This window comes from Rhodococcus sp. NPDC058532 (assembly GCF_042719255.1).
Lineage (GTDB): Bacteria > Actinomycetota > Actinomycetes > Mycobacteriales > Mycobacteriaceae > Rhodococcus_G.
In genome coordinates, this window is record NZ_JBHXNU010000003.1 from 316654 (window position 1) to 331047 (window position 14394).

Sequence of the window (14394 nt, forward strand, 5' to 3'; positions counted from 1 at the left end):
GTCCGCCGCTCAGCCTGCCTCGTCGACCCGCCGCGCGGCGGACGGCCGCGGCCAGACCCGCCCGGTGCGCCGCTCGACGTCGATGTTGAAGCGCTTGAGCAGGTCCGCGAACAGGGTTCGGTCCTCCTCCGACCAGTCGGCGAGTGCGCCTTCGATGCCGAGGACCCGCAGCGCCCGCTCGTCCTGTAGCCGGCTCAGTCCCTCCTCGGTGAGCCGGAACTTGCGGGCGATGCCGCCGTCCGGATCGGGAATGCGCTGTACCAGGCCGGATCCCAGCATCGCGGTGGTCTGACGGCTCAGCGTGGAGGTGTCCAGGCCGAACGCCTCGGTGAGTTCACCGACCGACATCGGTCCCTGGACGGCCAGCCTGCTGAGCACCACGAAGGCGCTGTGGTCCAACCCGTCGGCGCCGCGTCGTGCGCGGGGCAGGTGCCGGGCGAGCAGCATCGTTTCGAACTGGATCCGATCCGCGGGCGTGTACATCGACGTCCTTCCGAGAGTTGCATCGCGCACGAAGATTGTATCGGGCACCGAATATGTATGATGCAATGAATTTGCATGATGCAAGTTCGAGTGGTGAGGAGGTGCCCGTGGCAAGGTCCGCTGGCGGGGTCGGTGCGGTGAACGAGAACAGGCTCGTGGGGGTGCTCGCCGCGACCGGCATCGTCGCCGCGCTCATGCAGACCCTGGTGGTCCCGCTGATCGGCGACCTGCCGCAGCTGCTGGACACGTCGGCATCGAACGCGACCTGGGTGATCACCGCGACGCTGGTCGCGGGCGCGGTGTGCACCCCGATCACCGGCCGCCTCGGCGACATGTACGGCAAGCGGCGCATGCTGCTGATCGTCACGGTGCCCCTGATCGTCGGATCGCTGGTGTGCGCGCTGGCGACCTCGGTGCTACCGATGATCGCCGGGCGCGCACTGCAGGGCGTCGGGATGGGGCTGATTCCGCTCGGCATCAGCGCGATGCGCGATCTCCTTCCGCCGCAGCGGCTGAACTCGGCCATCGCACTGATGAGTTCGTCGATGGGAATCGGCGGCGCGTTGGGTCTGCCGCTCGCCGCGGCCGTCGCTCAGAACGCCGACTGGCGGATGCTGTTCTGGGGTGCGACCGCCGTCAGCGTTCTGGTGGCGGGGTTGATCTGGAGGACCGTCCCCGCGACCCCGGTCGACCCCGCGGCGGGCCGGTTCGATCCGATTGGTGCCGCCGGTCTTGCCGTCGGGCTGGTCTGCCTGCTGCTCGCCGTCTCGAAGGGCGGCGACTGGGGCTGGACGGACGGGCTCACCGTCGGCCTGGTCGTTGCCGCCGTCGCCGTCCTGCTGGCCTGGGGCTGGTGGGAGCTGCGGGTCACCGACCCGCTCGTCGACCTGCGGACCACCGCGCGGATGCAGGTGCTGCTGACCAACGTCGCTGGCGTGGTCGTCGGGTTCTCGATGTACGCGCAGTCGCTGATCCTGCCGCAGCTGCTGCAACTGCCCGAGAGCACCGGGTTCGGCCTCGGCCAGTCGATGCTCGAGATGGGCCTGTGGATGGCGCCCGGCGGGTTCGTGATGATGGCGGTCGCCGGCGTCGGTGCCCGGCTCTCGTCCGCTCGCGGGCCCAGAATCACCCTGATCGTCGGCGCCCTGATCCTCGCGGTCGGCTACGGGTCCTCGCTGCTGCTGATGGGCTCGGCGTGGGGCATCATGATCGTGGCCTGCATCTGCAGCGCCGGAACCGGTTTCGCCTACGGCGCGATGCCCGCCCTGATCATGGGGGCGGTTCCGCGCTCGGAGACCGCGGCCGCCAACGCCTTCAACGCCCTGACCCGATCCCTCGGCACCGCGGTCGCCGCCGCCGTCGTCGGCGTGGTGCTCGCCCAGATGAGTGTGCCGGTCGGGGACTTCACGCTGCCGACGGAGGCTGGCTTCCGGACCGGGCTGCTGATCGGATGCGGTGTCGCGCTGGTCGCGGCGACCGTCGCCGCGGCGATCCCGGCCCGGCGGTCCGCCGCAGCGGACGCCTCGGTGCCGGACCTGGTCGCGCAACGCTGATCGCCCCGCCCGGCGGGCCTCCCTCGCGGGCGCCGCCGGGCTCGCCCCCGTCGGTGGTCACGCGGCGCGTAACCTTGACGCCATGTCTGTGCGCGCACCCCTGGTCCCCGGAACCGTCTCGCCGACCCTGGCCGTTCCCGGGAAGATCGAGCGCCCCGAGTACGCATGGAAGCCCACGGTCAACGAGGGCAACGAGCCGTGGGTGCAGACGCCGGAGACGATCGAGAAGATGCGGCTCGCGGGGAAGATCGCCGCGCAGGCCCTGCAGGAGGCGGGTCGGGCCGTCGCGCCGGGGGTGACCACCGACGAGCTCGACCGGATCGCCCACGAATACATGGTCGACCACGGCGCCTACCCGTCGACCCTGGGCTACAAGGACTTTCCGAAGTCGTGCTGCACCTCGCTGAACGAGGTGATCTGCCACGGCATCCCGGACTCGACGGTGATCCAGGACGGCGACATCGTCAACATCGATGTCACCGCCTACCTCGACGGGGTACACGGCGACACCAACGCCACCTTCCTCGCCGGCGACGTCTCCGAGGAGCACCGCCTGCTGGTCGACCGCACCCGGGAGGCCACCATGCGCGCAATCAAGGCCGTTCGACCCGGACGCGAACTCAACGTGATCGGCCGCGTCATCGAGTCGTACGCAAACCGGTTCGGCTACGGCGTCGTCCGGGACTTCACCGGCCACGGCATCGGCGAGACGTTCCACAACGGACTGGTGATCCTGCACTACGATCAGCCGAACGTGGACACGATCATCGAACCCGGCATGGTGTTCACGATCGAACCGATGATCAACCTCGGCACCGTCGACTACGAGATCTGGGACGACAACTGGACCGTCGTCACCAAGGACCGCCGGTGGACGGCCCAGTTCGAGCACACCCTGGTGGTCACCGACACCGGCGCCGAGATCCTCACGTTGCCGTGACCGGCGGCGCCCTGCTGGTCGCAGGCACCACCTCCGATGCGGGCAAGAGCGTCCTCGTCGCGGGCCTGTGCCGCCTGTTGGCGCGTCGAGGGATCTCGGTGGCGCCGTTCAAGGCGCAGAACATGTCCAACAACTCCGTCGTCACCCTCGACGGAGGCGAGATCGGACGCGCCCAGGCGCTGCAGGCGCGGGCGTGTGGACTCGAACCGAGTGTGCGGTTCAATCCGGTCCTGCTCAAGCCGGGCAGCGACCGCACCTCGCAGCTCGTGGTCCGCGGCAAGGCCGTCACCTCGGTCGGCGCCCGCGACTACATGACCCATCGGCAGTGGCTGCGCGGGGTGGTCGCCGACGAACTTGCATCGTTGCGCGCCGAATTCGACATCGTCGTCTGTGAGGGCGCAGGCTCGCCCGCCGAGATCAATCTGCGCGCAACGGACCTCGCAAACATGGGCCTCGCGCGTGCGGCGGGGTTGCCGGTCGTCGTGGTCGGCGACATCGACCGCGGGGGAGTGCTCGCGCATCTGTTCGGCACCGTCGCGGTGCTCGAGCCCGAGGACCAGGCACTGATCGCCGGGTTCGTGGTGAACAAGTTCCGCGGTGACGTCGGGTTACTGGAACCCGGACTGCGGCAACTGGAGTCGTTGACCGGGCGTCCCACCCTCGGGGTGGTGCCGTTCGCCGAGGGCCTGTGGATCGATGCGGAGGACTCGCTGTCGACCACCGCGGACGCCCCGGTCGGCAGGCCGGCGCCGCCGCGCGGCCGGGACTGGTTGCGGGTGGCCGCGATCCGGCTGCCCCGCGTCTCGAACGCCACCGACGTCGAGGCGCTGGCCTGCGAGCCGGGGGTGTCGGTGCACTGGGTGAGCGAGCCGTCCCGGCTCGCCGACGCCGATCTCGTCGTGCTCCCCGGCAGCAAGTCCACCGTCGCGGACCTGGCGTGGCTGCGGTCCTCGGGGCTCGCCGCCGCGGTGACGTCCCGGGCGGCCGCCGGACTGCCGATTCTCGGGATCTGTGGCGGCTACCAGATGCTCGGCCGCCGGATTACCGACACGGTGGAATCCGGTGTCGGCGCCGTGGACGGTCTCGGCCTGCTCGATGTCGACGTCGAGTTCGCCCCGGACAAGGTGCTGCGGCAGGTGACCGGAATCGCGGACGGAATCGCGGTGTCCGGCTACGAGATCCACCACGGTCGGGTGACCCGGACCGGGGATCCGGCGCTGCTGGGCCACGAGGACGGCACCCCGGAGGGCAGCATTCGCGGTGCCGTCCTCGGCACCCACTGGCACGGCCTGCTCGAGTCCGACGGGTACCGGCGCAGGCTGCTCACCGACATCGCCGTGGCCACCGGCAGGGACTTCACCGTCGCCCCCGACACGTCCGTCGCCGCCGAACGCGCCGCCCAGCTCGACCTGCTGGCCGATCTGGTGGAACGGCACGTCGACGTCGACGGAGTGCTCGCGCTGATTGATCGCGGTGCGCCGCAGGAGCTTCCGGTGATCACGAGTCAGTGGCAGCCGGACGTCCGCTCCTGACCGGCGATCACACCGCTGCGCGGCGCAGCGCGATCCAGCCGAACCCGATGCTGAGCACGGCGGGCACCAGTGGCAGCACCACCATCGGCATCACCCTCGGGGTATCGACGAACCAGGAACCGATCGCAGGCCACCATTCGGCCCAGGTGATCACGATCGCCGCCAGCCCGAGCGTCACGAGCAGGGCGACGCCGGCCGCGAGCAGGCCGGTGGTGCGCCACCGCTGATAGATCGCCCCGGCGAGCATCGCGACCCCGGTGCTGAGCAACAGGATCGAGAACAGACAGAGCAGTTGCACGAGGGGACTGTCCGTGAAGTACCGGGTGATCCCGAACATTCGCATGTGGACGCCCCACCCGTCGGTCGCGGCCTCGACCAGCGACAGCGCCCACACCGCGACCGCGAAGATCGCCGACTGGGCGACGGCCATCAGGGTCGTCGCGGTGTAGAACTCGCGGCGGGTCACGCTCAGTCCCAGCGCGAACGGGAAGCTCTGCGTCAGCGCCTGGACGTAGAACGCGATCGCGAAGCCAGCCAGGGCGGTGACGCTGCCGGTGAAGCCCTCGCCCTCCTCGTTCCCGACCAGGTAGTAGATCATCCAGCTGATCGCGAACGCCACCGTGAGCAGACCGACCGGCCAGGCGATCAGCAGGGGCCAGGCCACGGTGTGCAGGCGGAGCACCGATCCGATCCGGGAGGGGCCGGTGACGGCGTGGTTGTCGGTCGCGGCGGGCAGGGTGGCTGCGGTCATGACGTCTGCTCCTGGGTGGTGGTTCGGATCACGAGTTCCTGCAGTGAGGCGGGCTCGATCGCACCGCCCGCGTCGATCAACCGGGCCCGATCGGCCTCGCCCGAGGCGATCTGGACGGTGGCGCGGGACTGCGAGCCGAGGGCTTCGTGGTGCAGGACCGTCCCGTTCGTGGCGAACTCCGTCACGGCGGTGGTCGGACCGGTGACGGTCACCGCGCGGCTGCGGAGGGTGTCGGTGTCGTCGTCGAGCAGGATCCGCCCCCGATCGACGACGATGACGTGCTCGAGCAGGTTCGCGACCTCGTCGATCAGATGCGTCGACAGCACGATCGTGCGGGGATGCTCGGCGTAGTCCGCGAGCAGCCGGTCGTAGAAGAGTTGGCGGGCGACGGCGTCGAGGCCGAGGTACGGCTCGTCGAACAGGGTCAGCGGCGCCCGCGACGCGAGGCCGATGGTCACCCCGAGCGCGGACCTCATGCCACGGGAGAGCTTCTTGACCTTGCGGCACAGCGGGAGTTCGAAGTCGTCGAGCAGGCGGGCCGCGAAGTCGCGATCCCACCGTTCCATCAGGTGCTCGGCCGCCTTGAGCACGTGGGCAACCCGGAGTTCATCCGGGTAGGTCTGGCTCTCCTTGATGAAGCAGACGTTCCGCAGCACCTGCGCGTTCTCGAAGGGGGTGCCGTCGAAGACGGTGACGTTGCCCGACGTCTGGACGGACTGGCCGGTGAGGATCGACATGATCGTGGACTTGCCTGCGCCGTTGCGTCCGAGCAGGCCATAGATCTTGTCGCGTTCGATAGTGAAGGAGATGTCCGTGAGGGCGTCGAACTCGCCGTAGCGCATCCCGATCCCGCGCATCGACGCGACCGTGTCGGCCGCGGTCGCAGCGGTGCTGTGCAGTGCCGTCACACTTCGTGTCATCGGGCCACCTCCCTGGTGTCGAGCATGGATTTGATGTCGTCGAGCGGGATCGCGAGGCGTTCCGCCTCCGCGACGAGCGGCTCGATGAACTGGCGCGCGAACGCATCGCGCCGCCGGCGCCGGAGCGTCTCGCGCGCTCCTGCCGTGACGAACATTCCGATTCCCCGTTTCTTGTAGAGGATCCCCTCGGCGACCAGTTGATTGAGGCCCTTGGCCGCGGTCGCCGGGTTGATCCGGTGGAAGGCAGCGAGTTCGTTGGTGGAGGGAACCTGCGTCTCCTCGAGCAGCGAGCCGTCGATGATCGCGCCCTCGATCTGTTCAGCGATCTGTTGGAACAGCGGCCTGCCGTCGTCGATCACGGGAACCGCCCCGCGGTCAGGCTCACTGGTTCATTACTCATGTAATGAACCATAGAGGCTTGGCGGGCGTTCGACAACCCCGACGGTTCCGGGGCCGCGCCGCGGCTGCGTGTACCGTCCGGTGCCATGGAGTTGACGGAAGTGTCGGTCGGCGGGGTGGTCCGGACGGTTCGGGTCGACGGGCCCGAGAGTGCCCACGTGGTCGTGCTGCTGCCCGGTGCAGGCGAGGACGCGACCGTGTTCGACGCGGTCTGCGAGCGCTTGCACGGCTCCGACCTGCGCACGGTCGTGCCCGACACGATCACCGGCCTCGACGTGGCCGGGCTGCTCGCGCTCCTCGACGGTCTGGGCCTGAGCTACGTCAACCTGGCGGGCGACCGCGAGGGCGGGGCCCTGGCCTGGGAGGCCGCGGCCCGGACCTTCGGGCGGTTCAAGAGTCTGGTCGTCGCCGACAGCCCGCACCCCGCGGTCGCGGGCGGGGACTGCCCGGCCGTCGAGATCCCGTCCACCCTGCTGATCGGTGGTCCGGACGCCCGCCCCGAGGCCGACGCCAGCGGGCGGCGCTGCTACTCCGACTTCCGCGTCGTCGAACTCGCGGTCGGCTCGGTGCCCCGCGACGCGGCGGCCGCGTTCGCCACCGAGATCTCCCTGCGCACCAGCATGTGGTGAGAATCGTCGGCGGCCGCCACGTGCCGTGGTGCGCCGATCAGCGCGGCCGGGTGGACTCCCGGTGGTCCTCGCTGGCGGCCGTCGGTTCCGGTCTGGGATGCGAGAGGTCCTGCAGGCCTGCGACCCGCAGCAGATCGAGTTTCGCCGCGTCGGCGGAGCCGGGTACCGCCGTGTAGACGACGATCCGCAGATCGCCGCTGCCCGGTGCGCCGAGGACATCGCAGTCGACGGTAATGTCGCCGACCGTCCTGGTGCGCACGGTCTTTCGGCTGGACCGGTGCAGCGCCACGTGTGCCTGCGCCCACCGCGCCGCGAACTCGGCGGACTCCGCGAGCAGGCGGTCGACGAGGTTCCGCAGCGGGGCGTCGTCGGGGTACCGCCCCACCGCGGAGCGCAGGTCCGCGACCAGGTCCGCTCGGAACTCCTCTTCCCCGGCGGTGGTGTGGGTGACGGCGGTGCTTGTTTCGGTGAACACCAGCCAGACAAGATTTCGCCGGAGCCCGGACAGCGACGACGGGTCGCCGAGCAGGGCCGCCCAGAGCGGATTCCACAGCAGGATGTCGTGTGCGGCGCTGTACACGCTGACCGGCACGTCGCCGAGACGGTCCACGATGCGTTGGACGCCGGGACCCACGTGCCGCGGCACCGAGGAGGGCGTCGCGGCGGCGACGCCGCCGACCCGGTACAGGTGGTCGCGCTCGTCGTCGGTCAGCCGCAACGCGCGGGCTAGGGCGCCGAGCAGTTGCGCCGAGGGGTTGGTTGCCCGACCCTGCTCCAGCCGCACGAGGTAGTCGACGCTGACTCCCGCGAGCATCGCGAGCTCCTCGCGTCGCAGCCCCCGCGCGCGTCGACCCGTTCCCGGGGGCAACCCGACCTGCTCTGGCTGCACCCGCTCGCGCCAAGCGCGCAGCACCCGCGCGAACTCGTCCATGCCCCCATCCTGCTCGCTACCGTCGCGAGGTGGGTGGTACTGCCGGACCCACCGTGGGTCTGTGCCTGGTGCGTGCGCCGGAGCCGCGCAACCGTGGTGGGCATGACCACCACACTCATCACGGGAGCCAACCGAGGCCTCGGCCTGGAGACCGCCCGCAGGCTCGTCGACGCCGGGCACACCGTCTATGCGGGCATGCGCGATCTCGCCTCCGCCGCGGAGGTGCGTAGGCACGGCGCCCACCCGGTGCAGCTCGACGTCACCGACCAGCGCAGCGTCGACCGGGCGCTCGCCGGGCTGCCCGAGCTTGACGTCCTCGTGAACAACGCGGGCGTCCTCGGCAGGTCCTTCGGCGTCGATGACCTCGATGTCGCCGCCGTGCAGCAGGTGTTCGACACGAACGTTCTCGGGATCGTGCGTCTCACCCAGGCCGCGCTCGCGCTGCTGCGGGACTCGGCGAATCCGGTGATCGTCAACGTCGCCTCCGGCGTCGGATTCGCCCGCGCGTTGAGCACTCCCGGCAGTGACGAGTACGCCGTTCGGGGGGTGCCCTACGCATGCTCGAAGGCGGCCGTGATCGCGCTGACGGTCCAGTACGCCAAGAGCCTGCCCGGATTTCGGATCAACGCCAGCGACCCGGGCTACACCAGCACCGACTTCAACCGGCACACCGGGCACCAGACGGTGACCGAGGGAACGGATGCGACGGTGATGCTGGCCCGGCTCGGTCCCGACGGCCCGACCGGACAGTTCTTCGACCGCGCGGGCCGCATCGAGTACTGAGCAACAGCGCGACCCGCTTGCCGGGCCAGGGGCGGGCGGGCCACCCGCGGCCGCGACGCGCACTACACTCTGCCGGTGCTCGACACCGTCCCCGCCCCGCCCGACATCACCTCGGTCCGTTCCGCCCTTCGCTCGCCGCGCAGGCTGAGCACCGAGATCCTCGCCGGGTTGGTGACATCGTTGGCGCTGATCCCCGAGGTGATCTCGTTCGCGGTCATCGCGGGCGTCGACCCGAAGGTGGCGCTGTACACCTCCTGCATCATGGCGATGACGGTCGCGATCGCCGGCGGCCGCCCCGCGATGGTGTCGGCGGCGGCGGGGGCCACCGCGTTGGTGATCGCGCCGCTCGTCGCGGCGCACGGCATCGACTACCTGATCGCCGCGGTGTGGCTCGCCGGGGCAGTGCAGATCGCGTTCGCGGCAGCGGGCCTCGCGCGGCTGGTGCGGTTCATCCCGAGGTCGGTGATGATCGGGTTCGTCAACGCGCTCGCGATCCTGATTTTCAGTGCCCAGATTCGGCACCTCGTCGACGTTCCGTGGCTGGTGTATCCGCTGGTGGTCGCGGGGATCGCGATGGTGGTCCTGGTTCCGCGGCTGACGCGGGCGGTCCCGGCGCCGCTGATCGCGATCGTCGTGCTCACCGGGGTGGTCGCCCTGTTCCGGCTGGACGTGCCCGACGTCGCCGACCAGGGCGCGCTGCCGTCCGGTCTGCCGACGTGGATGATCCCGGACGTCCCGCTCACCTGGGAGACGCTGACGATCATCGCGCCGTTCGCCCTCGGCCTGGCGCTGGTTGGCCTGCTCGAATCGCTGCTCACCGCGAAACTCGTCGACGACCTGACCGGCACCGAGTCGGACAAGACCCGCGAATCCCTGGGGCAGGGCGTCGGGAACCTGGCGGGCGCCCTGTTCGGCGGCATGGGCGGCTGCGCGATGATCGGCCAGACCATGATCAACGTCAAAGAGGGTCGCGCCCGAACCCGGATCTCCACGTTCCTGGCGGGCCTGTTCCTGTTGGTGCTCTGCCTGACGGTCGGCGATGTGGTCGGCGCGATCCCGATGGCCGCGCTGGTCGCGGTGATGGTGCTGATCGCGGCGACCACCTTCGACTGGCGCAGCATCGCCCCGCGCACGCTGCGGATCATGCCGCGCAGCGAGACCGTCGTGATGATCGTGACGGTCGTCGGGACCCTGGCGACCGAGAACCTCGCGGTCGGCGTTGTCCTCGGTGTCCTGGCCGCGATGGCCGCGTTCGCGCGGCGGGTCGCGCACCAGACGACGGTCACCGTCGAGGACCGCGACGGAGACCGGGTGTACCGGCTGACCGGGCAGCTGTTCTGGGCGTCGAGCAACGACCTGGTGCGCCGGTTCGACTACGCGGGCGATCCGTCGTCGGTGATCATCGACCTCGGGGCGGCCGACGTGTGGGACGCGTCCACGGTCGCCACCCTCGACGCGGTGCGGGAACGGTACGCGGCGCTCGGCAAGTCCGTCCGGATGGTGGGATTGACCGGGGCGGGCCGAGACCGTGTGGACCGGCTGTCGGGGAGGCTGTGACCGTTCACCGCATATTTGTCGCCGTCCGGCGCCGCGCGTATACGCAGGATTTGAACTATCTACCGTCGGCGCATTAACGTGCAGTCACACCCGACTCGTACGCGGTAGCAACGATCTCGTTCGGAAGGACCTCGATGCGCGGCACGGCACGCACCGCCGACCCCACGACCATGTGTCGTGGTTGTCGCATGCGCCAGCGCTGAGACGAGAGCCCCGCGACGGCACCCCGGCCGCTCCGCAACTTCCCGTGATTTCCCGGGCACCGACTCGTCACAGCGCCTGTTCTTCCCGGTGCCCGTGGCGAAAGGATCCGTCCCATGTCCGCCCCCGCCCTCCCGATCATCGATCTGGAGAACCTCGACGTCGACGCCCTGCGCCGGGTCACCCACGAGATCGGGTTCTTCTACCTCACCGGTCACGGCATCGACCAGCGGCTCACCGACGACCTGATCGCCACGGCGCGCGCGTTCTTCGCGCTGCCCGAGGCGGACAAGCTTGAGATCGAGAACGGGAACTCGCCGCAGTTCCGCGGCTACACCCGCGTCGGCGGCGAACGCACGCAGGGCTACATCGACTGGCGCGAGCAGCTCGACATCGGCCCCGAACGGGCTGCCGTCGACCCGATCGACCCGGCCCGCCCGTGGGACGTGCTGCACGGACCGAACCTGTGGCCGACCGCGGTGCCGCGGCTGCGGCAGCTGGCGCTCGAGTGGTCGGCGCAGGCGCAGGACGCGGGCCTGCGGCTGATCCGCGGCTGGGCGGTCTCGCTCGGCGCGCCAGCGGACTTCTTCGATGCCGCCTTCGCCGACCCCGACCCGCTGCTCAAGATCGCCCGCTACCCGGGCCACGACGGCTCGGTCACCGACCAGGGCGTCGGTAGCCACAAGGATGTCGGCGCGCTGACCCTGCTGTACCCGGAGCCCACCAGCGGCGGCTTCCAGGTGGAAACAGATGGCGGATGGTTGGACGTCGACCCGCTGCCCGGACATCTGCTCGTCAACATCGGCGAACTGCTCGAGGTCGCCACCGGTGGCTACCTCAAGGCCACCGTGCACCGGGTGCGCCCGCCCGCCGCGGGCACGGACCGGGTGTCGTTGCCGTTCTTCCTCAACCCCGGCTACGACGAGGCCCTGCCGGTGATCCCGCTCGCGCCGGAACTCGCCGCCGACGCGGCGGGCGTCGGCCCGGACCAGCACGGCGGCACCCTGCACGCCCGGTACGGGCTCAACGCCCTCAAGTCCCGGCTGCGCGCCCACCCCAACGTCACCGAGCGGTACCACCGCGACCTGCAGGGCCTCCCCGCCCTGCGCGGCTGACCGACCCACCCACCCGGAAGGTATCTCCCGAATGCTCCTGCGCCGCACCGCAATCCTGTCCGCCGCCGCCCTGCTCGCCGCGGGCCTCGCCGCCTGCTCGTCGGGGAACGACGCCGAGACGCTGGTGATCTCCGCATCCAGCACCCCGCACGTCGAGATCCTCGAGCACATCGCCGACTCCGGAGTGCTCGGCGACGTCACGCTCGACATCAAGCCGGTCACCGGCGAGATCGACCCCAACGAACTCCTCGCCGCGGGGGACGTCGAGGCCAACTACTTCCAGCACGCCCCCTACCTGTCGGACTGGCAGAAGCAGAAGGGCGTCGACGATCTCGTCTCGGTCGCCGACGTGCACCTCGAGCCGATGGGCCTGTACTCGGAGAAGATCACCGCCGTCGACCAGCTCGCCGACGGCGCCACCATCGCGCTGCCCAAGGACACCACCAACTTCTCCCGCGGCCTCTATCTGCTCGAGTCCGCCGGCCTGATCGAGATGGACGTCCCGTTCGCCGATGCCAACCTGTCCGTCGTCACGCAGGCCAACATCAAGGCGAACCCGAAGAACCTGAAGTTCATCGAGATCGAGCGCTCGCAGATCGCCCGCAACCTCGGCGACCCGCAGATCACCGCCGCCGTCATCAACTCCAACTACGCGCTCGAGGCCGGCCTGAACCCGACGACGGACACGCTCATCGCGGAGAAGGCCGAGGACAACCCGTTCGCGAACCTGCTCGTCGTCCGCGCCGCGCAGGAGAACGATCCCGGCGTCCAGGCGCTCGCCGCGGCGCTGCAGTCCCCGGAGACCGCCGCCTGGATCGAGGAGAACTACTCCGGCGCCGTCATCCCCGTGCACGCGGCCGGCCGATGATCACCGTCGAAAGCCTGGTCAAGACCTTCCCCGCAGTCGGAGGCTCGGGGGAGGTCGCGGCCCTGCGCGGCATTGACCTCGACATCGCCGAGGGCGAGATCTTCGGCATCGTCGGGCCGTCCGGGGCGGGCAAGTCGACGCTGCTGCGCTGTTTGAACCTGCTCGAGCAGCCCACCAGCGGGCGCATCCTGCTCCGCGGTGACGACCTGTCGCGGCTCTCCGGTGCTGGCCTGCGGGCCGCCCGCCGCCGCATCGGCACCGTGTTCCAGCAGTTCAACCTGCTGCACTCGCGGACCGTGCGGGCCAACGTCGAGTTCCCCCTCGAACTGGCCGGGGTGGGCCGGGCCGAGCGCCGCGCCCGCGCCGACGAACTGATCAAGCTCGTCGGGCTGGCGGGCAAGGAGAAGGCGTACCCGTCGCAGCTGTCCGGCGGCCAGCAGCAGCGCGTCGGCATCGCCCGCGCGCTCGCGTCGAACCCGGACGTGCTGCTGTGCGACGAGGCGACCAGCGCCCTCGACCCGGACACCACCGACCAGGTGCTCGACCTGCTCGCCGAGGTGAACCGGGCGATCGGCGTCACCGTCGTCCTCATCACCCACGAGCTCGGGGTGCTGCGCCGCATCTGCACGTCCGCGGCCCGGCTCGACGACGGCCGCATCGCCGAGACCGGGCGCATCCTCGACCTGGTCGCCGCGCCCGGCTCGATCCTCGGCTCGGCGATCGTCCCGGTCGGGGGAGACCCCACCGAGGAGGTGAGCGACACCGCGATCGTCACCACCATCGGCGACGACGCGCACGGCCCCTGGCTCTCCCAGCTCGTCCGGGCACTCGACGTCGACATCTCCGTCGTCGGCGGCCGCGTCGAACAGGTCGCCGGGGTCACCGTCGGTCGGTTGCGGCTGAGCTTCGGACCCGATGTCCGCCGCGCGGACGTTGAGGCGTTCGTCGCCGCCCAGCCGAACACCACGCTCGCGTGGGGCGCCGACGCCCACCTGGAAGGGGTGCTCTCGTGAACAAAACGTCCTGGCAGGACTCGCTGCCCGACGTGTGGGAGGCGACCCTCGAAACGCTGTACATGGTTGGCGTCGCGTTCCTGCTCACCGTGGTCGGCGGCGTCCTCATCGGGGTGGTCCTGCATCTGACCTCGCCGTCCGGGTTGTGGCCGCAGCGGGCGTTGAACGCGGTGCTCGGCGCGATCGTCAACGTGTTCCGGTCGCTGCCATTCCTGGTCCTGATGATCGCGCTGATCGGGTTCACCCGGCTGATCGTCGGCACCGCGATCGGCCCGACCGCCGCGATCGTGCCGCTGACGATCGGCGCGATCCCGTTCTATGCCCGCGTCGTCGAGTCCGCGCTGCGGGAGGTGCCCGTCGGCCGGGTCGAGGCCGCGCAGGCGATGGGCGCCACCAACGGGCAGATCGTCCGCACGGTGCTGCTCCCGGAGTCGTTGTCGGCGCTGATCGCGGGCGCGACCCTGACGTCGGTGCTGCTCGTCGGGTACTCGGCGATGGCCGGTGTGATCGGCGGTGGCGGGCTCGGCGACTTCGCGATCGTGTACGGCTACCAGCGGTTCAACACGCCGGTGCTGCTCGTCGCGGTCGTGGTGCTGATCGTCATGGTGCAGATCATGCAGACGATCGGTGACCGCGCGGTCCGGGCACTGGACCACCGCAAGTAGGCGCGCGCTCCGCGAACCGTGCGTGGGGGGGGACTCCACACAGGGGGAACCCGA

At 70.3% G+C, this 14394-nt stretch carries 15 protein-coding genes; 10 read left to right on the forward strand and 5 right to left on the reverse strand.

What is annotated here, in order from left to right:
* Positions 1 to 9 precede the first annotated feature (9 nt).
* The gene (locus ACFWQG_RS06030) at positions 10 to 513 is read right to left on the reverse strand and encodes a MarR family winged helix-turn-helix transcriptional regulator (protein WP_378506669.1); all 504 of its coding nucleotides are present in this window, start codon (positions 511 to 513) and stop codon (positions 10 to 12) included.
* Positions 514 to 548: 35 nt separating this feature from the next.
* Between ACFWQG_RS06030 and ACFWQG_RS06035 the strand changes: the two genes are divergently transcribed.
* The 3 genes from ACFWQG_RS06035 (at position 549) to ACFWQG_RS06045 (ending at position 4508) form a co-directional block, all read left to right on the forward strand.
* A complete protein-coding gene (locus ACFWQG_RS06035; RefSeq protein ID WP_378506670.1) occupies positions 549 to 2036 on the forward strand; it encodes an MFS transporter in 1488 nt (495 codons plus the stop codon).
* A gap of 82 nt (positions 2037 to 2118) precedes the next feature.
* Entirely contained in the window at positions 2119 to 2976 is an 858-nt protein-coding gene (map, locus tag ACFWQG_RS06040) for a type I methionyl aminopeptidase (protein WP_378506671.1), read from the forward strand.
* Positions 2973 to 4508: a cobyric acid synthase gene (locus ACFWQG_RS06045; RefSeq protein WP_378506672.1), complete on the forward strand. Its 1536-nt coding sequence runs from the start codon at positions 2973 to 2975 to the stop codon at positions 4506 to 4508. Before map ends, ACFWQG_RS06045 begins: the two co-directional genes overlap by 4 nt.
* A gap of 7 nt (positions 4509 to 4515) precedes the next feature.
* On the opposite strand, the gene ACFWQG_RS06050 is transcribed toward ACFWQG_RS06045, so the two are convergent.
* Genes ACFWQG_RS06050 through ACFWQG_RS06060 form a run of 3 tightly spaced genes read right to left on the reverse strand, consistent with a single transcriptional unit; the run spans position 4516 to position 6538 of the window.
* A complete protein-coding gene (locus ACFWQG_RS06050; RefSeq protein WP_378506673.1) occupies positions 4516 to 5259 on the reverse strand; it encodes an ABC transporter permease in 744 nt (247 codons plus the stop codon).
* Positions 5256 to 6179: an ABC transporter ATP-binding protein gene (locus tag ACFWQG_RS06055; RefSeq protein WP_378506674.1), complete on the reverse strand. Its 924-nt coding sequence runs from the start codon at positions 6177 to 6179 to the stop codon at positions 5256 to 5258. Before ACFWQG_RS06055 ends, ACFWQG_RS06050 begins: the two co-directional genes overlap by 4 nt.
* Positions 6176 to 6538, reverse strand: coding sequence for a GntR family transcriptional regulator (locus tag ACFWQG_RS06060; protein ID WP_378506675.1), 363 nt, complete (start codon positions 6536 to 6538; stop codon positions 6176 to 6178). Before ACFWQG_RS06060 ends, ACFWQG_RS06055 begins: the two co-directional genes overlap by 4 nt.
* 126 nt (positions 6539 to 6664) lie before the next feature.
* Between ACFWQG_RS06060 and ACFWQG_RS06065 the strand changes: the two genes are divergently transcribed.
* Positions 6665 to 7207, forward strand: coding sequence for an alpha/beta hydrolase (locus tag ACFWQG_RS06065; protein ID WP_378506676.1), 543 nt, complete (start codon positions 6665 to 6667; stop codon positions 7205 to 7207).
* Positions 7208 to 7244: 37 nt separating this feature from the next.
* Here the strand turns inward: ACFWQG_RS06065 and ACFWQG_RS06070 are convergent, their stop codons facing one another.
* Positions 7245 to 8138 (reverse strand): helix-turn-helix domain-containing protein, encoded by an 894-nt coding sequence (locus ACFWQG_RS06070; RefSeq protein WP_378506677.1) that lies wholly within the window; start codon positions 8136 to 8138, stop codon positions 7245 to 7247.
* Positions 8139 to 8240: 102 nt separating this feature from the next.
* On the opposite strand from ACFWQG_RS06070, the gene ACFWQG_RS06075 reads away from it, so the two are divergent.
* The 6 genes from ACFWQG_RS06075 to ACFWQG_RS06100 all read left to right on the forward strand — a co-directional run bounded on the left by ACFWQG_RS06075 (position 8241) and on the right by ACFWQG_RS06100 (position 14340).
* Complete coding sequence (locus ACFWQG_RS06075) at positions 8241 to 8921, forward strand: SDR family NAD(P)-dependent oxidoreductase (RefSeq protein ID WP_378506678.1); 681 nt, start codon at positions 8241 to 8243, stop codon at positions 8919 to 8921.
* 75 nt (positions 8922 to 8996) lie between these two features.
* Positions 8997 to 10478, forward strand: a complete 1482-nt coding sequence (locus ACFWQG_RS06080; RefSeq protein WP_378506679.1) for a SulP family inorganic anion transporter — start codon at positions 8997 to 8999, stop codon at positions 10476 to 10478.
* A 317-nt stretch (positions 10479 to 10795) separates the two neighbouring features.
* The gene (locus ACFWQG_RS06085) at positions 10796 to 11794 is read left to right on the forward strand and encodes an isopenicillin N synthase family dioxygenase (RefSeq protein ID WP_378506680.1); all 999 of its coding nucleotides are present in this window, start codon (positions 10796 to 10798) and stop codon (positions 11792 to 11794) included.
* 31 nt (positions 11795 to 11825) lie between these two features.
* Positions 11826 to 12662, forward strand: coding sequence for a MetQ/NlpA family ABC transporter substrate-binding protein (locus ACFWQG_RS06090; RefSeq protein ID WP_378506681.1), 837 nt, complete (start codon positions 11826 to 11828; stop codon positions 12660 to 12662).
* Complete coding sequence (locus ACFWQG_RS06095) at positions 12659 to 13675, forward strand: methionine ABC transporter ATP-binding protein (protein ID WP_378506682.1); 1017 nt, start codon at positions 12659 to 12661, stop codon at positions 13673 to 13675. The genes ACFWQG_RS06090 and ACFWQG_RS06095 overlap by 4 nt, the downstream gene beginning before the upstream one ends.
* Entirely contained in the window at positions 13672 to 14340 is a 669-nt protein-coding gene (locus ACFWQG_RS06100) for a methionine ABC transporter permease (protein ID WP_378506683.1), read from the forward strand. Before ACFWQG_RS06095 ends, ACFWQG_RS06100 begins: the two co-directional genes overlap by 4 nt.
* Positions 14341 to 14394: the final 54 nt, after the last annotated feature.

Bases quoted from the DNA above. Each gene is read 5' to 3' on its own strand.
- ACFWQG_RS06065 (WP_378506676.1), top strand. From the start codon at position 6,665: ATGGAGTTGACGGAAGTGTCGGTCGGCGGGGTGGTCCGGACGGTTCGG.
- ACFWQG_RS06085 (WP_378506680.1), top strand. From the start codon at position 10,796: ATGTCCGCCCCCGCCCTCCCGATCATCGATCTGGAGAACCTCGACGTC.
- map (WP_378506671.1), top strand. From the start codon at position 2,119: ATGTCTGTGCGCGCACCCCTGGTCCCCGGAACCGTCTCGCCGACCCTG.
- ACFWQG_RS06055 (WP_378506674.1), bottom strand. From the start codon at position 6,179: ATGACACGAAGTGTGACGGCACTGCACAGCACCGCTGCGACCGCGGCC.
- ACFWQG_RS06075 (WP_378506678.1), top strand. From the start codon at position 8,241: ATGACCACCACACTCATCACGGGAGCCAACCGAGGCCTCGGCCTGGAG.
- ACFWQG_RS06095 (WP_378506682.1), top strand. From the start codon at position 12,659: ATGATCACCGTCGAAAGCCTGGTCAAGACCTTCCCCGCAGTCGGAGGC.
- ACFWQG_RS06090 (WP_378506681.1), top strand. From the start codon at position 11,826: ATGCTCCTGCGCCGCACCGCAATCCTGTCCGCCGCCGCCCTGCTCGCC.
- ACFWQG_RS06050 (WP_378506673.1), bottom strand. From the start codon at position 5,259: ATGACCGCAGCCACCCTGCCCGCCGCGACCGACAACCACGCCGTCACC.
- ACFWQG_RS06035 (WP_378506670.1), top strand. From the start codon at position 549: ATGAATTTGCATGATGCAAGTTCGAGTGGTGAGGAGGTGCCCGTGGCA.
- ACFWQG_RS06070 (WP_378506677.1), bottom strand. From the start codon at position 8,138: ATGGACGAGTTCGCGCGGGTGCTGCGCGCTTGGCGCGAGCGGGTGCAG.